This is a genomic window from Ruegeria sp. CDSB022, assembly GCF_059611145.1.
On the sequence record NZ_JBXWOZ010000002.1, the window covers coordinates 1 to 25553 of the forward strand.

Consider the following 25553-nt stretch of genomic DNA (forward strand, 5'->3'; position numbering starts at 1 on the left):
GTGGCCCGTTCGTCTATCGGTTAGGACGCCAGGTTTTCAACCTGGAAAGAGGGGTTCGATTCCCCTACGGGCTACCATTTCTTCACACACCGAACTTTTCCTGACACAGGGCCTGCACCTGTCCCCAGACAGATTTGAATTCCGGCGTGTTTTCGGCGGCATAGTGGAAGTTCTTCATCAATCCCGTAAGCTGAGTGAAGACCTGGCGTACCTCGGCCTTGTCGGCGAACTGCGCGGTGGATTGAGTGACGCCATAGACCAGTTTGAACGTCATCTTCTGACGCTCTAGCGGAACCGACGCATCCACCGGGTCAAAGGCATCCTGCTGCAGATAGACCATGTCGACAAACAGCGCCTTTTGCTGAGTCACAAAATCCTCGATCGTGACCCCTTCCTCGCCGGTCACCTGCATCATCTGGTCAACCTGTTCGCCCCTTTCGATCAATGCCAGCAAGTCGCGCACTTTGGCCGTCCATCCGGCTTCGGCGTTGGTGTCGTACCAGTCCGAGAGCTGTTCCAGATAACGCGACCAGCTGAGCATCGGATCGACTGCGGGATAGAACCGCTTGTAGGCGCGTTCGGACGACAGGCCGAGGAAACACTTCACCGTGGACAGCGTCGATTGCGTGACCGGTTCATCAAAGTTCCCACCTGCCGGTGACACGGTCCCGATCAGGGTCAGGCTGCCGGTGTCCCCATCATTGGTCTTCATCGCTCCGGCGCGTTCGTACAACCCCTTGATCGAGCTTTCGAGATAGGCGGGAAAGCCCTCTTCCCCCGGAATTTCTTCGAGCTTGCCGGAGGTCTCGCGCATGGCCTGAGCCCAGCGGCTGGTACTGTCCGCAATCAGCAGCACGTCGTACCCCATCTGGCGGTAATATTCGCCCAGGGTGATCCCGGTGAATATAGACGCCTCGCGCGCGGCTACGGGCATCGAGGAGGTGTTGCAGATGATGATCGTCCGGTCCATCAGACTGCCGCCAGTGGTCGGGTCGGTCATCTTCGGGAATTCCGCAATCGTCTCGACAACCTCACCCGCGCGTTCACCACAGGCCACCACGATCACGATGTCCACCTTGGCGTTGCGTGCAATCAGGTTCTGCAGCACCGTCTTGCCTGCGCCGAACGGACCGGGAATACAGGCCGTCCCACCGCGGGCAATCGGAAAGAACGTGTCGATCAGGCGCTGAGAGGTCAGCACAGGTTCGGTTGGATAGAGCCGCTCGGACAAAGTGCGTTTCAGAACGTTTTCCGGCAAAGCCCGCCGTACCGGCCATTTCTGCGACAGGGTCAGCGTGTGCTCACCCCCCTGTGCATCTTCAAGCCGCGCCACGATATCATGGATCATGGCCGCACCCTTCTGAACCCAAATGACTTTGTAATCCCCAACCCAGTTAAAGGGCAGCATGATCTTATGGGTAAAATGCCCCTCGGGCACCGCCCCGATGCTGTCGCCTGAAGTGACCGTGTCGCCCACCTTGACCGATGGGGTAAACGACCACTTTGCCTGAGTGTCCAGCGGCGCCACGTCCGCCCCACGCGGCAGAAAGGTTCCGAATTCTGCCGCCACTTTGGCCAAAGGCGACTGCAAGCCGTCAAACACCTGCCCCAACAGCCCAGGACCAAGTTCGACCGAGAGCAGCTGCCCGGATTGTTCGACCGGGTCGCCCACGGCGACGCCATCAGTGCTTTCGTAAACCTGCACATCGGCAGTGTCGCCCCGCACCCGTAACACTTCGGCTTTCAGACGTTCCTGACGTCCACCGGGGCTGGGCCGCGTGGGCAGAATGAAAACGACCTCATTCTTGACCAGCTGTCCGGGATGGCCTGTGGCATCAGGGTTCGCCTGAATTTGTACCAGCCCTTCCTGTACCGAGACGACGCGGGCAGTAGAGGTCTGCGTGGCGGAGGTTGGGGCTGTCATGCGCTTACTCCCTCGAAATCTAAGTCGATCGCACTTGCCATGGCGTGTTGCGCCAGTTTCTCAAAGCGCGTTGCCGCGTCACGCGCATTGCTTTGCGCCCAGCGATCAAAAATATTCCAGATCAGAACATAAATCGCCACGGCTTCGAAATCGAATAGATGGCGCGCGGCGTAGCGTTTCAGTTGCTTATGGCTGACCGACAAAAGCAACCGTTCAAGCCCCAGGGGATCATCGACATCCAGCAAGTGTTTGGCTTCTTTGATCCAGGGCATCGGGGTTTCCAGCCGAAAGGCAGGGTCGCCCCAGTTGGCCGGAATGTGTCGGCTCCAGCGTCCAATGCCATAGACGCCACTAGGTGCAGCACCCCCCTGTTTGCGCAGGCGCAGCGCGGCAACCGCCGTCCTCAAATCCATCCGTTCCATGAACAGCTTGCGCAAGGTCGGTTGTGGAATGTGCCGGAGCGCTTCTTTGCATCGCTCAATGGTCTGTGCATCCGTGACGTTCATATCATAGTTGTTCCAGTTCAGAGCGTGTTCCATTACCTCCAGAACCCGTGCATCCGCTGGTGTCAGCGCCCGCAAGCGCCGGTCCAGCCTGAGCCGCGACAGCGGAGGTTGTTTGGCGATGAACAACCGTTCCGAGCCCGGCAGGCTGCTGATCAGCGCGATATAGGCGTCAGGGTCCGACATGTTACCGGATCACACCTTCCAAAACGGCACGAAAGCGCGGCTGCAAATGTTCCATCAACAACGAGGCGACGGCCTTATCGGTCAGATCCAGAACAACCCCCTGTTCATCAGCCCGGATGCGGATGCCATTCTGGGTGTCATCCGCGCTGTGCAGCTCAACCTGTTCCTTCAGCATTTCAGCCGTCAGTCCCAGAACGTAACGCGTCAGCTTTCCCGACTGAATATCATCGGCGTTTTGTTTGATGTCATCCTGAGTGGCGACACTGGGGGGCAGTATGACTTGCGCAGGCCCTTCCAATCTGGCGTCTGACGCGGCGCGACCGACGACCTCAAGGATCATTTGTTTCAGCAGTTCAGGATCAGTCATTTCTTGGGTGACCAGCCGTTCAACATCCTTGCGAAATCGATCTGTCAGACCGGCCTTCATTGTAAGCACCGCATCACGCATCGCTGTGTTCAGCGCCTCTTCTCCGGCTGTGCGATAATTATCCGCCTCGGCACGGGCCTTTTTCCGATACTCATCTACGTCGCGCTTGGCATCGGCAAGAATTTTGGCCGCCTCGGCTTTGGCATCAGCGCGCAGCTTGTCTGCATCGGCCTGACCGGCAGCCACACCATCGCTGCGCAGCTTGTCGATCAGCGCATCCACCCCATGCGAAATCATCCCGTCCTGTGCCATCAGCTAATCCCCGCGCTGATGACCAAAGCAAAGACAAAGGCAAATACGCCAAAGCCCTCGATGATTGCAGCCGGCGCAAGTGCCAGGCCAAAAATCTCGGGCTTTTCCTTGGTTGCGTTAATCGCTGCAGCACAGGCCCTTCCCTGCCAGATGCCGCAATACATCAGGGCGATGCCCGACAGAATGCCGATCCCGAACAGCCCGCCTGCATTTTCAGGCGTCACATCGCGGTTCAGTGTAAACATGATGACAATGCCGTAGATCACCATGGTCGAGGGAAAGGCCGACACGCCGATGAACCGGCCATACCCGCCTTCGGTTTCCGTCATCGCTCCGATACTGGCCTGTCCAGCAATGGAACAGCCAATCGCGCTTGCTGCGGCGCCCAGCGCCATGGGGGCATAGATTCCCAACCAGCCCAATGTAAGTACAAGCTCATTCATTCCTGAACCTCCTTGCGGGCGAACGGGCGAAAGACGATGCCTTCATCCGGCAGACCCCATTTAAAGAATTCGATGTAATTGAGACGTAATCCGTGAACGACGCCACTCATCATGGCGAGCGCGAAATTGAGGATGTGCCCGGCGATCAGGATCAGCACGCCAAACAGAAGGCCCAGCCCTTTCAGGGACTGCATCACCGAGACCGCCAGATCGTTGAACGTGATCGCCAGTGAGGCCGAGGCCAATCCCAGTGCAAACAGGCGCATATAGCTAAGAACATCTCCAAAGGCGCCCATCGCCCCGGCCAACCCCTGTACCCCTTCTATAAGGCGCCAAAGCCAGTCTGACGGTTTGGCAATCTTGCGCTCGCTGGTGAACAGAAGGATCGCCAAAGCGCCTGCGATCATAATCGCAGCACCCGCTGCTGTGGGTCCCCCTTTCATATAGCTCAGCCACAGTATGAACCCGCCGATCAACACCGCGATCCAGCCAAGATTGGCAACGGAACTGCGCCGCCCCCAAGACGCGCGTGCTGCAAGCGCATTCGCCAATATCAGGTGCAGAACGCCGACCACGATTGAAATCATCATCATCGAGTCGAAATTGTTCAGGTCCAACAGCTTGAGTTTCCCCCAGATCGTGCTCGAGGCCGGGGAAGCGCCAAAATAGCTTCCAACCAAAATCCCGTACAGGACCGTCGCGCCCGAAATGATCAGACCATAAAGCCGCCACGATCTTTTCGCTGGTGTATTGTCGAGACGTTTCCAGAAGGCCAACAGCCCCAGCAGGATAACCAGGCCATAGCCGGCATCCGCAACGATCATCGCAAAGAAGATCGCGAACGAGACGGACACGATTATGCTGGGGTCCCATTCTCGGTACCCAGGAACCTGATAGAACAGGGCAAGGTCTACCGCTGCACTGCGATTTTCCGGCTGCTCAAGTAGCGTCGGAGGTATCTCGTTCGGGCCCGGGTCTTCGATCAAAACAGCGGCGTTCTGCGAATTGGCCATGTCCAGGACAGCCTCGACCTGATCGCTGGGCACCCAACCCTGCAGGGCAAACACTTCGCCTTCGTCGCGGACCTTTTGCGTGGCATGGGCCAGTTCGGCTGCGCTTTCGGCGGCGGCAAGATTACGCCGCATCAACGTCAGAAAACGGGTCTGCCCGATACGCTCGGCTTCCAGCGCCTCAATGGCGATTTCGGCCTCTTCCAGCTGAGCTTCAAGCTCGTGAATGGGCAACGAACCCGTATGGGTGCGCGGCACTGGAAGGATGTCGTCTTCGGGATCTTCCGGGGCGATCAGAACGGCGTAGAGAAACCGGTGGTCCTCTTGCAGGATGGCCCAGGGCAACTGAAGCTCCGCCAGTGCCTCACGGTGTTTTAGCGGCAGTTGATAGAACCAAAGCCGGTTGCCTGCCAACACATCACTCGGCGGAAAATCCAGATCTCCCCACGGGCGCACCTGAGCGATCCGGTGGGCCAAAAAATCCCGGTGGTCGGTCATATCCCTTATGCGCTGCATCAAGTCCAGGACTTCACCGACGAACTGGTCCATATCAAAACCAGAATCGCGCCGAACCTGACGACGCGTTTCCGACGATTCTTTCAAAAACCGCAATGCTTTATACGCATTTCGGGCACCACGCTCGTTGATCCGCTCTGGCTCTGCCGGCGGCGGTGCCAAAGGCAAAACATGCATGCATCCCAATGTCTGCAGCGCGCCCAGAGTGTCCCCCTTGTTCGCGGCATGGCCGACCAAAGACAGTTTCTTCAGCCTTGCAACACTCATGCCGCAACCTCCTTCGCATGTTTGCGTTTGGAGATTTTCGAGCGCACAACGGATTGCATCTGTTCATCGCTCAGATAGATGCGGATTTTCTTGATGTTGGCCCTGGCGCGCGGGATCAACACTTTCTCGAACAGATTGACGCGCTGGGTGATCGTGGCCACTGATTTGTCAAAAATCCTGACCCTTTCTTCGGCCACTTTCACGCGCAATCGAGCTTCGATCATGTCATGCAACAAACGCGCCACTGCATCCACCCAATGTGGCTTGGCCAAAAGGGAATACGGACGTACCGCGACCTCGATCCGGTCCAGATCGGGCATGGTAACGCCAACCACGTTGACCTTCTTCAGCCGGTAATCCTTTAGTTCGACCAACCCTTCCAGGTCGACACCTTGTTGCGCCAGCATGGGCAGCTTTTCCCCGACCTGCTGTGCCAAGCGCGTCACCTCCTCCTGCAGGTACTGCACATTTTTACGTGCCTTGGCCCGTTCAGCCATCAGTTGCTGACGCTTCAGGTCCAGAGACGGCAAGAACCGCTCATAGCTTTTCAGCTGCGTCTGCTCGCGTGCAAGCGACGATTTATTCAGCTGCAACCGCGCCATGTGCATCCTTTGGGAAGTATTTGTCGATCAGATCCTGCTTCATCAGCAACTGCTCGGGGGCAAAGCATTCAGCTAGTGTCTTCCATCCCAGATCTAGCGCATCCTCCAGCGGGATCGAGACGTTGATGTCCATAAAGCGTTTACGGAACAAAGCGCCGAATTTCAGCAACTGGTTGTCATAATCCGATAGGTCAAACGCCATGGCCTGTTTCTGCGCGGCATCTCGGCTTTCGGAATAGAACCGGATCATCGTGTTCATGATCTGGCCGTGGTCTTCGCGTGTGGTTTTGCCGATTACATTCTGCTTGAGGCGCGACAAACTGCCGAACGGGTCGATCACCCCGGAATGCAGGTAAAACTGGCCTTCAGTGATATACCCGGTGTTGTCTGGGACCGGATGGGTCACGTCATTCCCGGGCATGGTTGTGACAGTCAGCACAGTAACCGATCCACCCTTGGCATAGTCGCAAGCTTTCTCATACCGTCGTGCCAGTTGCGAGTAGAGATCGCCCATATATCCACGCTGCGATGGGACGCGTTCCTGACTGATCCCAACCTCTTTCATCGCATCGGCATAGGCGGTCATATCCGTCAGCAGGACCAGAACACGCTTGCCCTCTTCCACAGCGAATTTCTCGGCAACGGCCAGCGCCATATCCGGCACCAGCAGGCGTTCGACCAACGGGTCCATGGCCTGATTGACGAACATCACGGTCCGCGAGAACACGCCCGCATCCTCGAACGAGGTTCTGAACGTGTGGTAGTCGTCAAAAATCAGCCCTAACCCGCCAAACACAACAATATCCGCATCCGCCTGAATGCCGATGCGGCTGAGAAACGCGTTGAACGGCTCGCCGGATACCGAAAAAATTGGGATCTTCTGGCTTTCGACCAGTGTATTGAACACGTCGATCATCGGCACATCCGTGCGAATCATCTTGTTGGGAACCGACCGCTCAACCGGATTCACCGTCGGTCCCCCAATGTCGATGCGCGGTTCGGCAGACAAGTCCGGGCCGCCGTCAATCGCCTCGCCTGCGCCGTCAAACACCCGGCCCAGAATATTGGCCGAATACGGGGTTTGCATCGGATGACCAAGGAACGTTGCTGTCGCCTCGGTCGAAATCCCCTTGGTACCCGAGAACACTTGCAAGGTTATCACATCGCGGTCGATGAAGATGACTTGCGCCAGCGTTCTGTGCCCATCGACCGTTTCGATCACGGCCAGATCGTTGAAACGCACCGTCGCGTCAGCGGACCCGTCACTCGGAACTTTTATCTTTAGCGTATCCCCCACGATCTCGAGAACGCGGGTAAATTTCAGAAGACTTCGGGACATTGCTGATCCTCTTAGCCTGAAAACTTGATTGAACTCAAATCGTGCAGCAAACGGTCACAAAGGTCTGCTTTTCAAATGGACCCACATCACAGCGTCTGCCGAAAAACCACGCGCGCGACCCTGCATTCAAGGGGTCTGCGAACTGAAATTAATGGGCAAATGGTGCTTTAAAACATGATATAAATCAATTCATTTTCAGAAATTTATCCCTGCCATCACCTCAATTACTAAAAATTTAGTTTGACACGCAGGAGGCAAATCGCTGATGCTGATCGTCATCCGGTCTGCGCCGGATCACATTATCTTTGGGAGGAAACAGATGCGGAGACATCTACTTTCCGCAGTGGCGGCGGCTGCCGTCATTGCGGGGCACGGTCCCGTTTGGGCCGACGAAGCCGCAGCACAACGCTGGATCGACGACGAATTCCAGCCATCAACCCTGTCGAAAGACGAGCAGATGGCCGAGATGCAATGGTTCATCGAAGCTGCACAGCCTTACAATGGCATGGAAATCAACGTCCTGTCCGAAGGCATCCCTACGCACTCTTACGAATCTGAGGTTCTGACCAAGGCGTTCGAAGAAATTACCGGCATCAAGGTCAATCACCAGATTCTGGGTGAAGGCGAAGTAGTTCAAGCCGTTCAAACCCAGCTGCAAACAGGTCGGAACCTGTATGACGGCTACGTGAACGACAGTGACCTGATCGGCACCCACTCGCGTCTGCAGTTGGCGTATCCGCTGACCGACATGATGGGTGGCGACTGGGCGGGCACGACCTCTCCGACGCTGGATCTGGATGACTTCATGGGCATTCAGTTCACCACCGGTCCGGATGGCAAGCTGTATCAGCTGCCTGATCAGCAGTTTGCGAACCTCTACTGGTTCCGCAAGGATTGGTTCGACGATGAGGCAAACAAAGCCGCGTTCAAAGAGAAGTACGGCTATGATCTGGGTGTTCCGGTCAACTGGTCCGCTTACGAAGACATCGCCGATTTCTTTACCAACGATGTGAAAGAAGTCGACGGTACCGCGATCTATGGCCACATGGATTACGGCAAGCGCGCGCCTGACCTTGGCTGGCGTATGACCGACGCTTGGCTGTCGATGGCTGGTGCTGGCGACAAGGGTGAGCCGAACGGCATCCCCGTTGACGAATGGGGCATCCGCATGGAAGCGGGCACCTGTAACCCTGTTGGCGCATCTGTGTCGCGCGGCGGTGCTGCGAACGGTCCAGCTGCGGTCTATGCGATCCGCAAATGGGACGAATGGCTGCGCAACTATGCACCTCCAGGTGCCGCGTCTTATGACTTCTACCAGTCGCTGCCGGCGCTTAGCCAAGGCAACGTGGCCCAGCAAATCTTCTGGTACACCGCCTTTACCGCCGACATGGTGAAGCCGAAGTCCGAAGGCAACAACACCGTCGACGACGAAGGCACACCGCTTTGGCGGATGGCGCCGAGCCCGCATGGCCCCTATTGGGAAGATGGTCAGAAGGTTGGGTATCAGGACGTGGGATCCTGGACTTTCCTGAAGTCGACCCCTGCGGATCGTGCTCAGGCGGCTTGGCTGTATGCCCAGTTCGTGACATCCAAGACGGTCGACGTGAAGAAGTCCCATGTGGGTCTGACTTTCATTCGCGACAGCTCGGTCAACCACGAGTCGTTCACCGAACGCGCGCCCAAGCTGGGTGGTCTGGTCGAGTTCTATCGCTCACCTGACCGCGTGGCATGGTCGCCGACCGGCATCAACGTGCCGGATTATCCGAAGCTGGCCCAGATCTGGTGGCAGCAGATTGGTGACGTGAACTCGGGTGCCTTCACTCCGCAAGAAGCGATGGATCGTCTGGCCGAAGAGATGGACATCACAATGGGCCGGATGCAGGCCGCGGATGAAAGCGCCGGTGTCTACGGCGGTTGTGGTCCGCGCTTGAACGAGCCGCAGGATGCGTCCTTCTGGCTGGAAAAGCCGGGTTCGCCAAAAGCCAAGCTGGAGAACGAAAAGCCGCAAGGCCAGACCGTCAACTATGACGAACTGGTTCAGCGCTGGCAGTCCCAGTAAGCGTAAACTCGTAGGCCGGGCTCAGACCCGGCCTACCCCCAAATACCCCCAGAGAACACCAGATGATCGAACTTCAAGACGCGACCAAACGAGTCGGCAACGTCATCCATATCAAACCCACGAATCTGACGCTGCAAACAGGCCATTTCAATGTGTTACTGGGTGCCACCGGTTCCGGGAAAACATCACTGATCAAGATGATGGCCGGACTGGATCCGATCGCCGCAGGCAAGGTCCTGATGGACGGGCAGGACGTGACCCGGCTGAATACGCAGAAGCGTAAGATCAGTCTGGTGCACCAGTTTTTCGTCAATTACCCCCATATGAGCGTTTTCGACAACATTGCCTCGCCCCTGCGCGTAGCAGGCATGGCGAAAAGCGAAATCGAAGGCCGCGTGGAAGAGGCCGCAGATCTGCTGCAGCTGCGCCCGATGCTGCAGCGCCGCCCGCACGAGCTGTCGGGTGGACAACAACAACGCACCGCTTTGGCCCGCGCGATTGCCAAGGAAAGCCGGGCCGTGTTCCTTGATGAACCCCTTGCCAATCTGGACTACAAACTGCGCGAAGAGCTACGCGAGCAACTTCCTGATCTTTTTGCCGGACGCGGGGCCGTTGTGGTCTATGCGACTTCAGAACCGGAAGAAGCATTGCTGCTCGGTGGTCATACCGCTCTGATGGCAGACGGCCGGGTCACCCAATTTGGGCCAACCGCTGATATCTACCGCAATCCGGAAAACATCGCTGCCGCACGTGTGTTCTCGGATCCGCCGATCAACGTCGCGCATATCACCGTCTCGGGTACACAGGCGCAACTTGCAGGGGGCGGTGGCTGGGCCGTCACCGGCATCGCAGACGGTGAATACACAGTGGCGGTACGCCCGCATCGTGTGACGCCCTTCCGCACGTCGGACGCAGATATAGAACTGACCGGGCGTGTGATCGTGACCGAGCTATCCGGATCTGACTCCAGTGCGCATTTCCAACATGGGAACGACGCATGGGTTTCATTGGCGGCGGGCGTACATCCCTATCAGGTTGGCGAAGACCATAGTTTCTATATGAATCCGGCTCATTGCCGGTATTTCGGCCAAGACGGCAAAAGGGTGGCCTGACATGGCACAGATCAAGCTTTCAAACCTTCGACACAGCTATATGCCATCGCCGCAAGGCCCCGAGGATTATGCGCTGAAGGAAATCGATGTCACTTGGCGCGATGGTGGGGCCTATGCGCTGCTGGGGCCTTCGGGCTGCGGCAAGTCTACGCTGCTGAACATCATCTCGGGCCTGCTGACACCTTCCGAGGGGCAGATCCTGTTTGATGACCGCGACGTGACCGCCCTGCCCCCTGATCAGCGCAACATTGCGCAGGTTTTTCAGTTTCCAGTGATCTACGACACGATGACCGTAGGCGAGAACCTAGCCTTTCCTCTGAAAAACCGGGGCGTTGACGCGGCAACCATCAAGCGGCGTGTTGATGAGATTGCCGAAATGCTGGATGTCGCGGATATGCTGGGCACCAAAGCCTCTGGCCTGAGCCCGGACAACAAGCAAAAAATCTCGATGGGGCGCGGACTAGTGCGCGATGACGTGAATGCGGTGATGTTTGATGAGCCGCTGACCGTGATCGACCCGCATCTGAAATGGAAACTGCGGTCCAAGTTGAAAGAGCTGCACCAGCGCGTAAAAGCCACAATGATCTACGTCACCCACGACCAGACCGAGGCGTTGACTTTTGCTGATGAAGTCGTGGTCATGCAGGATGGTGAAGTGGTTCAGATTGGTACGCCGGTTGAACTGTTCGAGCGGCCTCAGCATACATTCGTTGGTCACTTTATCGGCTCGCCCGGCATGAATGTCTTGCCCTGCGAGACCAAGGGCGATCGCGCTATTTTCGAAGGGCATGAGGTGGTCTTGGAAGGTCCGACCCATGGTGAAGGTGGTCGCACCGATCTAGGAATACGCCCGGAATATGTAGGCTTCGGCCAATCCGGCATACCGGCACATGTCACCAAAGTAGCCGATATCGGGCGCCATTACGTGGTCAGTGCCATGGTTGGGAACACACCGATCAAGGCCGTCACCGAACACAATGCGCCCGAACAAGGCTCGATGGTCTTTCTGCAATTCAAACCCGAGCAGTCCCGCGTCTATCGCGACGGCTGGATCGCAACGCAGGAGCGGGCCCAATGAGAACAATAAACCAAAGAGCATGGTTCTTTGTCTTGCCGGTTCTGGCACTGGTCGCGTTCAACGCGCTGGTGCCAATGATGACGGTGGTCAACTACTCGGTGCAGGAGACCTTCGGCAACAATCAGTTTTTCTGGGAAGGCCTGGGTTGGTTCGAACAGATCCTGCGGTCGGACCGGTTTCAGGCCGCACTTGGGCGACAGTTCCTGTTTACCTTCATGATCCTGATCATCGAGGTGCCCTTGGGTATCATCGTCGCGCTATCCATGCCGCGTAAAGGCTTTTGGGTGCCGGTCTGTCTGGTTCTGATGGCCCTGCCGATGCTGATACCGTGGAATGTGGTGGGCTCGATGTGGAACATCTTTACGCTGCCCAAGATCGGCCTGCTTGGATACTTCCTAAATGACGTTTTGGGCATCAACTATGACATGACCCAACAGCCTCTGTCGGCCTGGATCACTGTCATCATCATGGATGTCTGGCACTGGACTTCGCTGGTGGTTCTACTGTGCTATGCGGGTCTGGTTTCGATCCCGGACGCCTATTATCAGGCGGCCAAGATCGACGGTGCCAGCCCGTGGTCAGTGTTCCGGTATATCCAGTTACCCAAGATGAAGACGGTTCTGACAATCGCTATCCTGCTGCGGTTCATGGACAGTTTCAACATCTACACCGAACCCTTCGTTTTGACTGGCGGGGGTCCCGGAAACTCGACCACCTTACTGTCGATCGATCTTGTAAAGATCGCGCTGGGACAGTTCGACCTTGGCCCTGCGGCTGCGATGAGCTTGATCTATTTCGCCATCACACTGCTGGTCTCATGGGTCTTCTACACTCTGATGACAAAGGATGACGCCGAATGAAAAAGCGCTCCCTCATCCCGATCCTCTATATCGCGTTCCTGATGCTGCCGATCTATTGGCTAGTGGCGATGTCCTTCAAGACCACGAACGAGATCCTGTCGGGCTTTTCTCTGTTCCCGCAGACCTTTACGCTAGAAAATTACATCACGATCTTCACAGACCCGACGTGGTATTGGGGCTACATCAACTCGATCACCTATGTGACGTTGAACACGGTGCTTTCCGTCTGTGTCGCCCTGCCAGCGGCCTATGCGTTCTCACGCTATCGGTTCCTAGGGGACAAGCAGTTGTTCTTCTGGCTGCTGACCAACCGGATGGCACCGGCTGCGGTGTTCGCCTTGCCGTTCTTTCAGCTCTATTCGTCAATCCAGTTGTTTGACACCTATCTGGCGGTGGCGCTGGCGCATACGCTGTTCAACGTGCCGCTAGCGGTGTGGATTTTGGAAGGGTTCATGCGTGGCATCCCCAAGGAGTTGGACGAAACCGCTTATGTGGACGGGTATTCCTTCCCGCGCTTTTTCGTCACGATATTCCTGCCAAATATCAAAGCGGGCGTAGGCGTCGCGGCATTCTTCTGCTTCATGTTCTCATGGGTCGAAATGCTGTTGGCCAAGACTCTGACAGCGGTCGAGGCCAAACCCATCGCTGCCGTAATGACCCGAACCGCGTCCAGCGCCGGGTACGAATTGGGCCTGCTGGCCGCCGCCGGGACGCTGACCATCATCCCCGGCGCCATCGTCATCTGGTTTGTCCGCAACTACATCGCGCGTGGTTTCGCGATGGGGCGTGTATGAGGTTCGATATGCGTAAACTGCTTTTGATCCCCTTTCTGATCCCGGGTTCGGCCTTGGCGCAAGCACAGGCCGGGTGGGGAAGTGTAGGTCAGCCCGAAGAAAAAGAGTTTTCCTGGACTGCGCCCTTGTGGCCGGATTTCTGGATGGCGTGGACACCGGCGACCCTGGCCGTATTTGTCGGCATCTTTTCAGCCATTGCGCTGATCGGTCTGCTGGAAGGGTTCAAATTCCGCGACGGGATTGAACGGCGCGGCGTTCTGGGCTTGACCACCACATTGGGCGACCGGCTGTTCATCACATTGCTTGGGGCAGCTTACATTTTTCTGGCCTGGTTAGGGCTAGTCGGGCAACCGGTCTGGACACCGCTGTTCCTGTCCATCGGCTGGGGCGTTTTCGTGTTCTGGAAAGTTTAAGCTTTGCGAAACCATCAAAGAATGCTTGTCTGTCAGGCACAGGTAAAATGACGGCACTGGGATCAATGCGAAAGAAAAAGACGACAAACCTGCTGACCGAGGTCGAACTGGAGTTCATGAACGAACTCTGGGCTCTGGGTCAGGGCTCGGTGCGTGATGTACTGGACCGGCTGCCACCGGATCGGAACCTGGCCTATACGTCAGGGGCCACAATCCTTCGCATTCTTGACGAAAAAGGCTTTGTAGAAAGTCGCAAAAACGGCAAGACCCTGAGTTATACGCCGCTTCTGGAAAAGGATAGGTATCAGGCGCGCTCACTGCAGAACCTGTCACGAACCTTGTTCGATGACACACCAGCCACGCTGGTTGCACGGTTGGTAGATGACGCCGGTCTGAGCGAGGCAGATCTTGAGGATATTCGGGCACTGGTAGAGAGGAGACTGCAAAATGACAGCGGTTAAACCGGTTCTCGACGCATTTCTCGAACTGAATCTGGTTCTTGCCCTAGCAGCGATTGTATGGATCGCGGCAAGATACGTGGTTTCAATGACGCAGATGCGACACGGGTTTGTTGCACAGCTGCGCGCATTGAAAATTCTGTGTCTTTGCGTACTGCTCAGCCCCCTTTTGGCAATCGGGGCTGGTTTGGTCATGGCGATGTATTCCGTTGAAGGCGGGGTCGCCATTGGGGATCTTGCCGTTGCCGCCTATCTGCGTGGCGATATCGCCATGCCCGCCACCCAGTTCGAGGCCCTGCTCAATACCCGGCAAAGGTGGATCGAACAGACCCTTGCAGGAGAAAACCCGATTATATCGGCAATCTTGGTGGTAATGGCGCTCTATTCTGCGGTCTGCATCCTGCGCATTATCCGTGACGGTTTGGCAATCCGAGGCATTGTTCGCTCCAGCTATCTGTGGCGAAGCTCGGAAAAGGTCGATATCCGCCTGTCCGACCGGGTCACAGTCCCCTTCGCCGTTCGCGGTTTGTGGCGCAGGCATGTGGTATTGCCCAGCCATCTGCTCAACACCCCCAGCGATATGCGGTTTGCCCTTGCACACGAGCTGCAACATGTAAGGGCTGCCGATGTTGAATGGGAACTGGGGTTCGAGCTTTTGCGGCCGTTCCTGTTCTGGAACCCGGCATATCTGATTCTCAAGTTTCAATTCGATCGGCTGCGCGAGCTGGCCTGTGATCAATCCGTCGTTTCGCGCCGTGAAATCAACGCGGTCGAATACACGTCCTGCCTGCTGAACTATTGCTCCAATTCAGTAATGCGCGGCAGCCCGCGTGTATTGAACGTAGCATTGGTTAAAGGGGGCAAGGCCAAACGCGTCTTGCGTCAACGTGTGATTGCCCTGGCAGATGCCCCTGCAATCCAACCCACAATGCCCCCTCTGTTCTTTGCCTTAAGCGCGGCTTTTGCTGTGATATTGGCGTTAGGCGCTGCGTCATTGCAGCCTGTAGACGACTGGAGCCATGACAGGTTGATGCTGTCGACCGTTGTGAACCTTGAACGGTTGGAAGCCCGCAATCAGGGCAACTGACCCTTATTCGTGGGAAATATTTTCGAAGGATCTGCAGCGCGACGCACATTCTTGCAGCGAAGCCAATCCGCGTTTGCTGAAGAAAGAAATCGCAGGTTGCTTGGTGAAACAGGCTGAGTGGCGGTGCTGTCAGGCAAATTCGAACCAGTCTCAGTCTACCTCAGAAAGCTGAAAATTAGGCGAAACTAAATTGGCTCCACGCCGAAAGGGCGGCAGTTCAACTGAGTTTGAACTTGTCGCGTGAGTAAAGCTGCCGTTCATGATTGAAGTGACTATGGACGGAAGTGTCGTCTGCGGCAAACTTTTGCAAACACCGCATTTGCCGGAAGCAGAGCATCGCACGTTCTTTTCGCCGACGGAAGATGGGAATACTCAGCAAGATTGTTCTTCCAACGGTCGGTTTCTTGCCTTGAGGCATTTCCTATGACTTTCATCGCCGCGTCGTAAGAGTGCGACTTGTCAGTGACGACGAAACCTGACTGGCCCCATCGTTTCATCGCTGTCTTCAAGTGTAAAAGGGCCGCAACACGATCACGGCGCTTCGTGAAATAGATTTCCAGCACCTCGCCTTCATGGTCGGCTACCCGCCACAGGTGATATTGCTTGCCGTTGATCTTCAACAATAACCTTATTTAAATGCCGCCACCAGTTCGCGAAACATCGCATCCGATTTATGCGTTTTCGGCTAATTTCTGCGGCACAGATAGGGCCAAACCTATTCAACCAGAATCGAACATACACGATCACTGCTAGACGAATGATCTCAGGGTTGGTTTTGAAGCAACAAAAAAGTGAGCGTTTTTGTCATCAAGCGAAGCTACGAAACTGCCCTGCCTGTCTCAAGCCAATTTCCCCTGCACCACCCGTTCAAATGTTCAGGGCTTGCGGATCGAATGGCACAAGAATCTCCTGATTTTCTGTACCTCGGATCAAAAGTTGGTTTCCCAGAGTTTCAACTGCAATCACCCTGGCTCCACTACACCAACGAAGCGCCCCGATTACATGTGTAACCTCAACTTGGCGATCGGGGTTTAGATGAATGACGCCGTGATCGTTCGGGAAACTATTTTCGACATTTCCTAGGATGGGCGAAGCGGCCCCCTCCTCAACCCCAAGGCAGGCGAAGTGGCGGCTCGACCAAGGAGCATAATATCGACCACCGTTCGAATGCCACAACATCGTCATCGGCAAGGCCTGAGCCGATTTAAGCGACAGGAACATGTCGCCCTCCACGGGGCGAGTTACCGCGGTCCAACCCAATTTCTCTTCAGGCGAATCCAATCCAACAACAAAGTCTTCACTCTGTGGAGACCATGGGTAGTTTGACAGATTCACTTCGCGGTCTTTCCCGGGAAAAGACGCCAACGTTTGGCTTTCAGCCGGATATCTAAGCGCTGAATAGCCTAATGCCGGATCAACTTCCTGTTCAACCTTAGGCGTTCTCCAACACTGCTTTCGAGAGGTTTGAATGATCCCACCATTGGGCAAGGATACATTTGCGTGATTTGCAACCGGCATCGTGCCGTCGCCACCAATGAAAGTGTGACGCTGGTAGACGAATGGATGCTCAGGATGCAGTGTAATCTCTTTTTGCAGCCTAGCTCCATAGACCGTTCTGTCGAGCTCAGCGCGCAAATAGCTGTCGGTCTTTTCTTCTAGTCTCCAACGAGAGTTAGCTGGCCACCCATGCAGCGGCGATGTCCCCTCAGTTGACCCGAATGGGGCGCAGAAGAAATCACCGCCGAGTTTTTCCAAATGAGGAGCTATACCTTCGGGCATAACTTCGTCTGTGCCGACCCAAGGTGCGCGATGTAGTGGTGAAATCTCAGCGTTACCGTCGTACACACTGAAACTCTCGATCAACCCCAACTGCAAATCGAATGAAAGCCGGATGCCTGTTGCGGACAGCTCGATCACAAACCACTCCTAGCCCAAAAAATCATTCCACCAATACCATGACGCGACCATTTCCTACTCTGGTTTCGTAGGTGCGAAGATCTTCGCATACGGGCGCCCTCAAAGCTTTGCCCGTGCGATAGTCGAATAGCCCATTATGCTTGGGGCACTCTATCTCATTGTCCATCACCAGACCGTCCGATAAGTGCACTTGTTCGTGTGTACAGAGGCCGTCGGTGCAATAGAACTCATTGTCCAAACTGCGAACAATCAAGTAGGTTCTACCGTCGTGGTCCCAACGAATGAGATCTTCTTCCTCAACATCGTCTACGGCGCATGCGTCAACCCAAGGCATTACGTTCCTCCTCGATCACCGATTTCTAACCCCGTGTTTCTCTCCGGAACTGCCAAGTGAAAATGTTCCCGATATGGGCGGGCCGTCGGCGGGAGAGACTTTCGTATGGCGTAACTCGGGTCAACACGCTGCTTCATGACAGAACCCATCATTTCTTTGTAGCCGTCCCAAATCGAAGTATTCGGCGGCGGCAGATCATCCTTGATCAGATCATGAAGCGCTGGAAGAGAGTAATACGGAACCATCGGGAACATGTGATGCTCAATATGGTAATTCATGTTCCAGTAAACCCAACGGCTTATCGGGTTCATATAAAGTGTACGTGAATTTAAACGGTGATCAAGAACGTTCTCCGCAAGCCCTCCATGCTGAAGCAACCCCGTCATTACAAAATGCCAACACCCATAGACCCGAGGACCTCCGATTAAGAGTATGGGGATCAGGGATTTCCATGCGGCCCCGGAGACAAGCAAAACAAATGAAATCAACAAGACGGCAACGTAGATTGCAATGTGAATCCGCGCCCAAAGGACCGCTTTGGGCCATTGGCTTTCCGGAATGTAATCCCGCTCTTCTTGCGACAAGTTTCCCATCGCATTTCGCGTCAGAACTTTGAGCGAGGTCCACGTTTCAACAATCCCCACAAACGCAAGCGCTTTCAGGACGAGGCTGATCGGGTGCATCCACGCTATTTCCGGATCGCGGCCAACAATGAGTGTATCGGTGTGATGCCGAGCATGGCTCCAGCGCCAATTGACCGGGTTTCGCATAATCTGGAAGGACGCGATGTGGTACACGACGTCGTTCATCCAGCGGGTTCGAAACGCCGTTCCGTGTCCGCATTCGTGCCAACGGCTATCGCAGGCCGAACCATACACGACACCGTATGCAAACCAGAAAGGCACGCAAAGCCAGCTACCCCAGAAGTACAGCCCGCCAGCCGCAAATACAAAGTGCAAAGCGATCCAGATCACTGTGTCACGAATGGCCGGCGCATCCCTGCGCTTCATAAGCGATTTCAGCTTCTTACGAGGAACATCGCTGTGGTACCATTCCGCGGCCGAAAGACCGTTTTCGATCGCTTGACGCGTATTTACACCAGTCAGGGAATAATCCCGAACAGTGAGTTCAGAGCCAATGGGTGTGGTCGACTTACTCATTTCCCCTGTCTCCATCGCTCACAGCGCCTCCCGCTTCTTCCTAGACTATAGCAAAGGCGCCTGAATTTTGACTTCGCTAATTGGGCGGCGCAGAGCTCGCCCGTGTTACAAGCTCTACGGGAAGCGCTGATTTCATTGGAAGCGCTTTACCAGTGTTCGCCAACTGGCCCAGCAAAACCTCTGCCGCACGGCGTCCCAGTTGGTGTCGGTCCTGTCGGATTGTTGTCAGAGCCGGAACATAGGATCCTGACATTTCGATATCGTCGAAACCAACAACCGAAATGTCACCGGGCACCTTCAACCCACCCGCGACCAGCCCAGAAATCAACCCAAAGGCAACCATATCCGCAGCGCAGAACACCGCCGTTGGGCGCTCATCCATCGCAAGTATTCGTCTGGCGGCCTCATGTCCGGATTCCAGCGAAAAGTCGCCTCTGATAATCCACTCGGGCCGCGCTGGAAGCCCCAAGCGTGTCCGTTCTTCGACCACGCCCTTACGCCGAGCGGTCGTCAGAACATTCCCGTCGGGACCGGTAACATGCGCGATTTTTTTGTGGCCCAAATCATGCAGATGCCTGATCGCCAATCGCGCACCTTCGGCGTTGTCGCTGGAAATCACCGGAAAGGCCTCGCCTTCCACCCATTCACACAAAAATACTATGCGGTCGCCCGCGCCGTATGTGACGCATTGCTGAAGTGCGGTCGAAGGAATGCCACCATCCAAAGAGATTGCGCCATCTATCCGGCCGTCTCGAAAGTACCCGGCAAGAGTTTCTTCCTGCAGCGGATTACTTTCGGTATCGGCAATCAGAACTGCATAGTCCGAGCCCGCAAACCCCTCACTGATACCGGCAAGTATGCCCGAATAGAAAGGTTTGCCGAGGTTGGGAACAAGGATCAGTACGGCCCCCGCCCTTTTCATCCGCAGGTTTCGGGCTGCCTGATTAACGCGATATCCCGTCTCGCGAATAGCTTCCAAAACAGCAACACGTGTTGATTTTGACACCAGATCGGGATTGGACAGAACACGACTGACAGTGGCTGTCGACACCTGCGAAACACGTGCGACGTCCTGTATTGTGGCGGGTTTGGGTATCTTGCTCATTGCTTGGCAGTCGATTTCTGGCTTGACTCGAATCTCATGTGATGCCGATTATGTAATCGATTACACAATTTGGAAAGTAGGTATTTTCCAAAATGTAATCGATTGCAGTAACGATTTCGCCAAACGAGGGAAACTGATGGCATCCGAATTCAAACGCAACAAAAGCCAGGTTCTTTGATGGTTTCGAAGGTCACATTCGACTTTGCCGGGGCAAAGGTCCTGGTGATCGGTGCCAGCCGAGCCGGCATTGGTGCCGCTATTGCAAGAGAATTTCAGGACTCGGGTGCCACAGTGGAGATTACCGGTGTGGAACCGCAATGCGTCGAAGAGGACGCCGCCCGGTTTGACTACATTCAACTGGATGTAACCGACACCGACGAAGTCTACAATTTCGCAAGCACACGCGACCATATTGACGTCTTGGTAAACTGTGCGGCGGTGACTCGACGCGGTGAAGAAATGGCACCTGAGTTCTTTTCCCACGTGCTGGACGTAAATCTAACAGGGTCTTTTCGCTGCGCCGAAGCGCTGCACCCTGCCCTTTCGGTTGCGAAAGGGCGCGTCATAAATGTTGCCTCCATGTATGCGCGCTTTGGTTCACCGCTCAACCCAGCCTATGGCGCGTCAAAAGCCGGCGTGGAACAACTAACAAAATCACTGGCGATTGCGTGGGCCAAAGACGGTATTCGGGTGAACGCGATCGCGCCCGGGTTCATCGTGACCGAGCAATCGGCGAAAGCCCGAAAAGACGCCAGTTTCTCAACAGCTGTAGAAGCACGCACACCCTTGGCACGCTGGGGTCACCCAGAAGATATCGCTGGAACAGCCTTGTTTCTCGCATCCGATGCGGCAGCCTTTGTGACCGGTGCCTGCGTGATCGTGGACGGAGGGTATTCGGTTGTTTGACAGGAGTGCACGATGAGTGACTTCGCAAAAATCCGCGCTGCGGTGATCGGGACTGGCTTCATAGGAACAGTGCACGTTCAGGCGCTTCGGCGTCTGGGCGTGGACGTAAGAGGTGTTCTTGGGTCATCGCCAGAGCGCGGAAGGGAACGAGCGCGGGCAATGAGCGTAGCCCGGGCTTATGACTCTCTGGAGGATCTGTTGGCGGATGAAAACATCGATATAGTACACGTAACGACCCCTAACCACGCACACTATCCGCAAGTGAAATCGATCCTAGCTGCGGGCAAACACGTCATCTGCGAGAAACCACTTGCCATGACGTCCGTAGAAAGCGCCGAGATGGTCGACCTAGCCAAGGCTTCTGGCAAGGTTGCAGCGGTTTGTTACAACATTCGCTTTTATCCGCTGAACCAACAAGCCCACGGCATGGTAATGGCCGGGGATCTGGGTGATATCCGTTTTGTTACCGGGCACTACCATCAGGACTGGCTTGCCAAACCTAGCGACTGGAACTGGCGGCTAGAAAGCGAAATGGGCGGCGCGCTGCGATCAGTTGGTGACATCGGAACGCACTGGGTTGACCTGACCAGCTTCGTCACCGGGTTGAAGGCGACCTCTGTCTTTGCTGAGCTGACAACCTTCCTTCCGGAACGCCAGAAACCTCTTGGCCCGGTTGAGACATTTACCAGCGGAACCAGCGAAACCGAAACTGTGCATATCGACACCGACGATGCTGCGATGATCCTTATCCGATATGAGAACGGAGCGCGGGCCGTGATGAGCACATCCCAGGTGAACATGGGTCGAAAGAACTCGTTGCAATGGGACATCGCCGGAGCAAATGCCAGTGCGGCTTGGGACAGTGAAACTCCTGATCATCTGTTCATTGGGCATCGTGACGCGCCCAACCAGACCCTGATGCGTGACTTCACCTTGATGAACAGTCCGGGGATCGCAGCCGCCACCTTGCCGCCCGGGCATGTCGAAGGGTTCGCAGATTCATTCTTCAACTTTTTCCGGGCGGTCTATGCCGACGTCATCGCGGGCGGGCGGCAACAAGGCAGCACATGGGCCACATTTGAGGACGGCCACTACGAGATGCAGTTCTGCGATGCAGTCGTGAAGTCGGCGAGTGAGAGCCGCTGGGTCGATTTGAGCGAGATTTGAGGGCGATGACATGAAACTGGGCTTACTGACTGCACCATTCGAAAACTCTCAATTGACTGAGGTGGCGGCCTGGGCCGGTTCCAATGGGTTTTCGGCGATGGAGGTCGCCTGCTGGCCATCGTCAGGTGGCGAACAACGGCGCTATGCGGGAACCAGCCACATCAACGTAGATGGCCTTTCTGCGGATCAGGGCACTGAAATTGTTGGGCAACTCGGCGATCAGGGGGTCGAGATTTCGGGTCTGGGGTACTATCCCAATCCGCTCCACGCCGATGAAGAGCATCGGGTTGAAGTTATTGGACATCTTAACAAAGTAATCACCGCCGCCGGTGTTATGGGCATCAAAGTTGTCAACACATTCGTCGGCGGAGATCGCACTCTGCATCTAGACGCGAACTGGGAGCGTGCCACTGAAATTTTCGATCCGATCGTGAAGCATGCACAAAACTCTGGTGTGCGTCTGTGCTTTGAGAACTGCCCGATGATCTTCAGCTATGACGAATGGCCCGGGGGTCACAACATTGCTTACTCGCCAAGAATCTGGCGGCGGATTTTTGAAGAATGGGGCGATGCGGTTGGCATGAACTTCGATCCTTCACATCTGATCTGGCAGTTCATCGATCAGACACGGTTCATCAAGGAGTTCGGTCCTCACATGGCTCATGTCCATGCCAAAGACGTGATGGTTGATGAGGACGGGCTTTATGACAACGGTGTGATGTCTACCGGCATGGGATGGCAAATCCCACGGCTTTGCGGGCTGGGCGATGTGGATTGGTCCGGTTTCTTTTCCGGCCTGTACCGCGCCGGTTACGACGGTCCGATCATTATCGAACATGAAGACAGGTTGTTCGAAGGGACTGACGAAAAGGTCAAGCGGGGTTTTCTGCTGGCCCGGGATGTCCTGTCACCATTCATCAAGTGAAGAAATTATCAAATTTGAAATGACTAAAACTGGGAGGAAACTAAAATGAAGAACCTACTTTATGGTGTTGCTGCTCTTGCAGTTTCAGCGTCTCTTTCAACTGTGGCGATGGCTGACGGGCACAAGCAATACACAATCGGAGTGTCCAACACCGTTCAAGGCAATGGCTGGCGCGAACAGATGATTTGCGCCATGCGTGCCCAAGCTCTGGTCGAAGCCGATGTGACAAACCTGATCGTCGCGCATCGCAACACTGATTCAGCCGGGCAACTGGAAGACATCAACAACCTCATCGAAGCGGGTGTAGACGCCATCGTGCTGAACCCATCCAACCCGGATGCTCTGAATTCGGCACTGGAAAAAGCAATGGCGCAAGATATCGTCATTGTTGCCGTGGATGCCGGTGTTTCGGCTGAAGGCGCCTACATTCTTTCGAACAATCAAGAAGAATACGCCTATCTTGGCGCCAAGTGGTTATTTGAACAGCTCGGTGGCAAAGGTGACGTTGTCTATATGCGAGGCATTGCTGGCGTCTCAGCCGATACTGACCGCGACAACGGCTTTAAACGCGCGTTGGCAGAACACCCCGATATCAATGTGGTGCATGAAGTTTTCACCGGCTGGCAGCAAGACCAGGGTAAGCAACAGATCTTTGATTACCTGGCCACCGGCATCCCGTTTGACGGTGTCTGGACCAGCGGCATCGACAACGTAATCGTCGATGCGTTCACCGAATCCGGGGCACCTTTGGTGCCGATCGTCGGCGCAGACAACGCGGGCTTTGTTCAATACTTGACCGAGGTTGAGGGATTGAACGGCGCGGCAGTGACAAATCCTGGCTCAGTCGGCGGCGCAGGCATTGCTCTGGCTGTCGACATTCTTAACGGCAAGGCACCTGAGAACAAAACCGTTCTTGTAGATCCTGTGCTTTGGGAGAATGCGACGGACGCAGGCCGTGAAACGATCACAGCGGCTCAGAATCCTAACCTTGACCCAGAGTGGCCCGTATCAGTGACCGTTCCCGACTGGACCGACTACACGATGGAACAAATCATCGACTGTAAGGGACCCGGCGAAGGTTGACCCGAATTGACTGGCCTTCCGCCTTTAGCTGGGCGGAAGGCAAAACCAACCCACTCGGCATTCAAGGACTTCCATGAGCAGCACACCACTTCTCGACGCGTCTGACGTGGCCAAAAATTTTGGCGCCGTACGGGCGTTGACCAATGCGCACCTCACGGTTGCTGAAGGCGAGATCGTCGCCTTGATGGGCGCAAATGGTGCTGGCAAGTCCACTTTCGTCAAGATCATTACCGGTGCCCTTAAACCCGACGCTGGACAGGTATTGATCAGAGGCAAACATGCGTTTGTCGCAAGCCCCGCCGAGGCGCGCCGTTCCGGTTTGGTGCCGGTTTATCAAGAACCCTCACTCATACCTGATCTCGACGTATCCGACAATCTTCGGCTGACAGACACACCTGTTGATCAGTTTCAAAATTGGGTTACAGAACTTGGTATCGAAGGTATGAAACTATCGGCAATGATTGGCGACCTGCCACTTGCTACACTGCGCATCCTTGATCTGGCGCGCGCGCTGGCTGTTGAACCAGATGTCCTCTTGCTGGACGAAATGACCGCGGCGCTGCCGACGGATCTGGTTGAACGCGTATTGAAGACCGTAAGGCGCAAAGCAAATGACGGGATGGGTGTGATCTATGTTTCTCACCGTTTCACCGAGATTTCGGAACTGTGCGATCGGGCCACTGTGTTGCGGGATGGCATGTCTGTCGGAGATCTCGACATTGAACCCGGCGTAGAAGAACGCGTGGTCGAATTGATGCTGGGTCAGAAGATTGATATTGGAACACGTCAGATCCTTCGAGCAAATAAACCACAGGCTAAGACACCGCGCCTGAGCATTAAGTCACTGGCTTTTGAGCCCAGTTTTTCGGATGTTTCGTTCGACTTATTCCCCGGCGAGGTCCTAGGGGTGGTCGCGCTTGAGGGTCAGGGGCAGGATGAACTGTTTGAGGTTCTGGCGGGCTTTGATCGCCCGTCTTCAGGATCGATGGAAGTTGATGGAAAGCCCGTAAACTTCGCCCACCCCGCCGACGCCATTGCCGTCGGGATAACTTTCGTTCCGGGAGATCGTTCAGACGCTCTGCTGGCGCAAAGGTCAGTTAAAGAAAACATCGCTCTGCCATTTTCTGCCCGGCTCAAGAACTGGGGACCAATAAAACTGCGGCATGAGCGCGATCGGGTCGCTTATGCGGTCGAGAAACTGCAGATCGACACACGCGCGCAGGGCGAGGTGCAAAGGCTTTCAGGTGGCAACCAACAGAAAGTCACCATTGGTCGCTGGCTCGCGACAGGTGTCGAAACCCTGCTTCTATTCGATCCGACCCGTGGCATCGATGTGCGCACAAAACGCCAGATTTACCCGCTTGTCCGTGAGTTGGCAGATCAAGGAGCGGCGGTTCTATTCTACACGTCCGAGTTGGAAGAAATCCCACTTGCCTGTGACCGCGCGGTCGTAATCTTCAACGGTCGTGTGGTTGATGTGATTGATGCCGCTGACGCGGATGAACAAACACTGATGCGTGCGGCCTATGGCCTGACCGAGACGGAGGGCGCGGCGTGAGCGTGGCCATCCGAAAACACGCATGGGTCATGGGGTTAGCGATTCTTCTCATGGTCCTTTTGACCATC

The 25553-nt window shown here is 55.5% G+C and carries 24 protein-coding genes, 1 tRNA gene and 1 pseudogene; 14 read left to right on the forward strand and 12 right to left on the reverse strand.

The window, feature by feature from the left end; genetic code table 11:
• The first annotated feature begins 2 nt into the window (after positions 1 to 2).
• Positions 3 to 77, forward strand: a tRNA-Glu gene (locus AC2FIZ_RS05395).
• 5 nt (positions 78 to 82) lie between these two features.
• On the opposite strand, the gene AC2FIZ_RS05400 is transcribed toward AC2FIZ_RS05395, so the two are convergent.
• Genes AC2FIZ_RS05400 through AC2FIZ_RS05430 form a run of 7 tightly spaced genes read right to left on the reverse strand, consistent with a single transcriptional unit; the run spans position 83 to position 7469 of the window.
• A complete protein-coding gene (locus AC2FIZ_RS05400; protein WP_281994822.1) occupies positions 83 to 1924 on the reverse strand; it encodes a V-type ATP synthase subunit A in 1842 nt (613 codons plus the stop codon).
• Positions 1921 to 2613, reverse strand: a complete 693-nt coding sequence (locus AC2FIZ_RS05405; protein ID WP_281994823.1) for a hypothetical protein — start codon at positions 2611 to 2613, stop codon at positions 1921 to 1923. The genes AC2FIZ_RS05400 and AC2FIZ_RS05405 overlap by 4 nt, the downstream gene beginning before the upstream one ends.
• 1 nt (position 2614) lies before the next feature.
• Positions 2615 to 3292, reverse strand: a complete 678-nt coding sequence (locus AC2FIZ_RS05410; protein WP_281994824.1) for a hypothetical protein — start codon at positions 3290 to 3292, stop codon at positions 2615 to 2617.
• A complete protein-coding gene (locus tag AC2FIZ_RS05415) occupies positions 3292 to 3735 on the reverse strand; it encodes an ATP synthase subunit C (RefSeq protein WP_281972343.1) in 444 nt (147 codons plus the stop codon). Before AC2FIZ_RS05415 ends, AC2FIZ_RS05410 begins: the two co-directional genes overlap by 1 nt.
• Positions 3732 to 5528, reverse strand: coding sequence for a V-type ATP synthase subunit I (locus AC2FIZ_RS05420; RefSeq protein ID WP_496790697.1), 1797 nt, complete (start codon positions 5526 to 5528; stop codon positions 3732 to 3734). Before AC2FIZ_RS05420 ends, AC2FIZ_RS05415 begins: the two co-directional genes overlap by 4 nt.
• Complete coding sequence (locus AC2FIZ_RS05425; RefSeq protein ID WP_271946224.1) at positions 5525 to 6130, reverse strand: V-type ATP synthase subunit D; 606 nt, start codon at positions 6128 to 6130, stop codon at positions 5525 to 5527. The genes AC2FIZ_RS05420 and AC2FIZ_RS05425 overlap by 4 nt, the downstream gene beginning before the upstream one ends.
• Complete coding sequence (locus AC2FIZ_RS05430) at positions 6108 to 7469, reverse strand: V-type ATP synthase subunit B (protein ID WP_282021390.1); 1362 nt, start codon at positions 7467 to 7469, stop codon at positions 6108 to 6110. Before AC2FIZ_RS05430 ends, AC2FIZ_RS05425 begins: the two co-directional genes overlap by 23 nt.
• 319 nt (positions 7470 to 7788) lie before the next feature.
• On the opposite strand from AC2FIZ_RS05430, the gene AC2FIZ_RS05435 reads away from it, so the two are divergent.
• From AC2FIZ_RS05435 to AC2FIZ_RS05470, 8 genes are all read left to right on the forward strand, one after another.
• Positions 7789 to 9528 (forward strand): ABC transporter substrate-binding protein, encoded by a 1740-nt coding sequence (locus AC2FIZ_RS05435; protein ID WP_271946219.1) that lies wholly within the window; start codon positions 7789 to 7791, stop codon positions 9526 to 9528.
• 62 nt (positions 9529 to 9590) lie between these two features.
• On the forward strand, positions 9591 to 10640 hold the full coding sequence (locus AC2FIZ_RS05440; RefSeq protein ID WP_281972347.1) for an ABC transporter ATP-binding protein: 1050 nt from the start codon (positions 9591 to 9593) through the stop codon (positions 10638 to 10640).
• Position 10641: 1 nt separating this feature from the next.
• A complete protein-coding gene (locus tag AC2FIZ_RS05445; protein ID WP_271946215.1) occupies positions 10642 to 11718 on the forward strand; it encodes an ABC transporter ATP-binding protein in 1077 nt (358 codons plus the stop codon).
• Positions 11715 to 12578 carry a carbohydrate ABC transporter permease gene (locus tag AC2FIZ_RS05450; RefSeq protein WP_142634709.1) on the forward strand — a complete coding sequence of 288 codons (864 nt, stop codon included), beginning with the start codon at positions 11715 to 11717 and terminating at the stop codon, positions 12576 to 12578. The genes AC2FIZ_RS05445 and AC2FIZ_RS05450 overlap by 4 nt, the downstream gene beginning before the upstream one ends.
• Entirely contained in the window at positions 12575 to 13372 is a 798-nt protein-coding gene (locus AC2FIZ_RS05455; RefSeq protein ID WP_142634711.1) for a carbohydrate ABC transporter permease, read from the forward strand. Before AC2FIZ_RS05450 ends, AC2FIZ_RS05455 begins: the two co-directional genes overlap by 4 nt.
• 8 nt (positions 13373 to 13380) lie before the next feature.
• Positions 13381 to 13785, forward strand: a complete 405-nt coding sequence (locus AC2FIZ_RS05460) for a DUF2160 domain-containing protein (protein ID WP_281972348.1) — start codon at positions 13381 to 13383, stop codon at positions 13783 to 13785.
• A 65-nt stretch (positions 13786 to 13850) separates the two neighbouring features.
• Positions 13851 to 14246, forward strand: coding sequence for a BlaI/MecI/CopY family transcriptional regulator (locus AC2FIZ_RS05465; protein ID WP_142634715.1), 396 nt, complete (start codon positions 13851 to 13853; stop codon positions 14244 to 14246).
• Positions 14233 to 15330, forward strand: a complete 1098-nt coding sequence (locus AC2FIZ_RS05470) for a M56 family metallopeptidase (protein WP_496790698.1) — start codon at positions 14233 to 14235, stop codon at positions 15328 to 15330. The genes AC2FIZ_RS05465 and AC2FIZ_RS05470 overlap by 14 nt, the downstream gene beginning before the upstream one ends.
• Before the next feature lie 217 nt (positions 15331 to 15547).
• Here AC2FIZ_RS05470 and AC2FIZ_RS05475 read toward each other — a convergent pair.
• The 5 genes and pseudogenes from AC2FIZ_RS05475 to AC2FIZ_RS05495 all read right to left on the reverse strand — a co-directional run bounded on the left by AC2FIZ_RS05475 (position 15548) and on the right by AC2FIZ_RS05495 (position 19846).
• A pseudogene (locus AC2FIZ_RS05475) lies at positions 15548 to 16092 on the reverse strand (DDE-type integrase/transposase/recombinase).
• Positions 16093 to 16197: 105 nt separating this feature from the next.
• On the reverse strand, positions 16198 to 17247 hold the full coding sequence (locus tag AC2FIZ_RS05480) for a hypothetical protein (protein ID WP_496790700.1): 1050 nt from the start codon (positions 17245 to 17247) through the stop codon (positions 16198 to 16200).
• A gap of 22 nt (positions 17248 to 17269) precedes the next feature.
• Positions 17270 to 17581 (reverse strand): MocE family 2Fe-2S type ferredoxin, encoded by a 312-nt coding sequence (locus AC2FIZ_RS05485; protein ID WP_271946204.1) that lies wholly within the window; start codon positions 17579 to 17581, stop codon positions 17270 to 17272.
• Complete coding sequence (locus AC2FIZ_RS05490; protein ID WP_496790702.1) at positions 17581 to 18741, reverse strand: fatty acid desaturase family protein; 1161 nt, start codon at positions 18739 to 18741, stop codon at positions 17581 to 17583. The genes AC2FIZ_RS05485 and AC2FIZ_RS05490 overlap by 1 nt, the downstream gene beginning before the upstream one ends.
• 76 nt (positions 18742 to 18817) lie before the next feature.
• A complete protein-coding gene (locus tag AC2FIZ_RS05495) occupies positions 18818 to 19846 on the reverse strand; it encodes a LacI family DNA-binding transcriptional regulator (protein ID WP_281972354.1) in 1029 nt (342 codons plus the stop codon).
• Between the two features lie 177 nt (positions 19847 to 20023).
• Between AC2FIZ_RS05495 and AC2FIZ_RS05500 the strand changes: the two genes are divergently transcribed.
• The 5 genes from AC2FIZ_RS05500 to AC2FIZ_RS05520 all read left to right on the forward strand — a co-directional run bounded on the left by AC2FIZ_RS05500 (position 20024) and on the right by AC2FIZ_RS05520 (position 25485).
• Positions 20024 to 20752 (forward strand): SDR family NAD(P)-dependent oxidoreductase, encoded by a 729-nt coding sequence (locus tag AC2FIZ_RS05500; RefSeq protein ID WP_281972355.1) that lies wholly within the window; start codon positions 20024 to 20026, stop codon positions 20750 to 20752.
• Between the two features lie 12 nt (positions 20753 to 20764).
• On the forward strand, positions 20765 to 21919 hold the full coding sequence (locus tag AC2FIZ_RS05505; protein WP_496790703.1) for a Gfo/Idh/MocA family protein: 1155 nt from the start codon (positions 20765 to 20767) through the stop codon (positions 21917 to 21919).
• Positions 21920 to 21929: 10 nt separating this feature from the next.
• The gene (locus tag AC2FIZ_RS05510) at positions 21930 to 22844 is read left to right on the forward strand and encodes a sugar phosphate isomerase/epimerase family protein (RefSeq protein ID WP_281972357.1); all 915 of its coding nucleotides are present in this window, start codon (positions 21930 to 21932) and stop codon (positions 22842 to 22844) included.
• A gap of 45 nt (positions 22845 to 22889) precedes the next feature.
• The gene (locus AC2FIZ_RS05515) at positions 22890 to 23927 is read left to right on the forward strand and encodes an ABC transporter substrate-binding protein (protein WP_496790704.1); all 1038 of its coding nucleotides are present in this window, start codon (positions 22890 to 22892) and stop codon (positions 23925 to 23927) included.
• A 73-nt stretch (positions 23928 to 24000) separates the two neighbouring features.
• Complete coding sequence (locus AC2FIZ_RS05520; protein WP_496790705.1) at positions 24001 to 25485, forward strand: sugar ABC transporter ATP-binding protein; 1485 nt, start codon at positions 24001 to 24003, stop codon at positions 25483 to 25485.
• Positions 25486 to 25553 lie beyond the last annotated feature (68 nt).

Bases quoted from the DNA above. Each gene is read 5' to 3' on its own strand.
- AC2FIZ_RS05495 (WP_281972354.1), bottom strand. From the start codon at position 19,846: ATGAGCAAGATACCCAAACCCGCCACAATACAGGACGTCGCACGTGTT.
- AC2FIZ_RS05470 (WP_496790698.1), top strand. From the start codon at position 14,233: ATGACAGCGGTTAAACCGGTTCTCGACGCATTTCTCGAACTGAATCTG.
- AC2FIZ_RS05410 (WP_281994824.1), bottom strand. From the start codon at position 3,292: ATGGCACAGGACGGGATGATTTCGCATGGGGTGGATGCGCTGATCGAC.
- AC2FIZ_RS05510 (WP_281972357.1), top strand. From the start codon at position 21,930: ATGAAACTGGGCTTACTGACTGCACCATTCGAAAACTCTCAATTGACT.
- AC2FIZ_RS05515 (WP_496790704.1), top strand. From the start codon at position 22,890: ATGAAGAACCTACTTTATGGTGTTGCTGCTCTTGCAGTTTCAGCGTCT.
- AC2FIZ_RS05520 (WP_496790705.1), top strand. From the start codon at position 24,001: ATGAGCAGCACACCACTTCTCGACGCGTCTGACGTGGCCAAAAATTTT.
- AC2FIZ_RS05450 (WP_142634709.1), top strand. From the start codon at position 11,715: ATGAGAACAATAAACCAAAGAGCATGGTTCTTTGTCTTGCCGGTTCTG.
- AC2FIZ_RS05405 (WP_281994823.1), bottom strand. From the start codon at position 2,613: ATGTCGGACCCTGACGCCTATATCGCGCTGATCAGCAGCCTGCCGGGC.
- AC2FIZ_RS05440 (WP_281972347.1), top strand. From the start codon at position 9,591: ATGATCGAACTTCAAGACGCGACCAAACGAGTCGGCAACGTCATCCAT.
- AC2FIZ_RS05490 (WP_496790702.1), bottom strand. From the start codon at position 18,741: ATGAGTAAGTCGACCACACCCATTGGCTCTGAACTCACTGTTCGGGAT.
- AC2FIZ_RS05415 (WP_281972343.1), bottom strand. From the start codon at position 3,735: ATGAATGAGCTTGTACTTACATTGGGCTGGTTGGGAATCTATGCCCCC.
- AC2FIZ_RS05505 (WP_496790703.1), top strand. From the start codon at position 20,765: ATGAGTGACTTCGCAAAAATCCGCGCTGCGGTGATCGGGACTGGCTTC.
- AC2FIZ_RS05420 (WP_496790697.1), bottom strand. From the start codon at position 5,528: ATGAGTGTTGCAAGGCTGAAGAAACTGTCTTTGGTCGGCCATGCCGCG.
- AC2FIZ_RS05460 (WP_281972348.1), top strand. From the start codon at position 13,381: ATGCGTAAACTGCTTTTGATCCCCTTTCTGATCCCGGGTTCGGCCTTG.
- AC2FIZ_RS05430 (WP_282021390.1), bottom strand. From the start codon at position 7,469: ATGTCCCGAAGTCTTCTGAAATTTACCCGCGTTCTCGAGATCGTGGGG.
- AC2FIZ_RS05500 (WP_281972355.1), top strand. From the start codon at position 20,024: ATGGTTTCGAAGGTCACATTCGACTTTGCCGGGGCAAAGGTCCTGGTG.
- AC2FIZ_RS05485 (WP_271946204.1), bottom strand. From the start codon at position 17,581: ATGCCTTGGGTTGACGCATGCGCCGTAGACGATGTTGAGGAAGAAGAT.
- AC2FIZ_RS05425 (WP_271946224.1), bottom strand. From the start codon at position 6,130: ATGGCGCGGTTGCAGCTGAATAAATCGTCGCTTGCACGCGAGCAGACG.
- AC2FIZ_RS05435 (WP_271946219.1), top strand. From the start codon at position 7,789: ATGCGGAGACATCTACTTTCCGCAGTGGCGGCGGCTGCCGTCATTGCG.
- AC2FIZ_RS05455 (WP_142634711.1), top strand. From the start codon at position 12,575: ATGAAAAAGCGCTCCCTCATCCCGATCCTCTATATCGCGTTCCTGATG.
- AC2FIZ_RS05400 (WP_281994822.1), bottom strand. From the start codon at position 1,924: ATGACAGCCCCAACCTCCGCCACGCAGACCTCTACTGCCCGCGTCGTC.
- AC2FIZ_RS05445 (WP_271946215.1), top strand. From the start codon at position 10,642: ATGGCACAGATCAAGCTTTCAAACCTTCGACACAGCTATATGCCATCG.
- AC2FIZ_RS05465 (WP_142634715.1), top strand. From the start codon at position 13,851: ATGCGAAAGAAAAAGACGACAAACCTGCTGACCGAGGTCGAACTGGAG.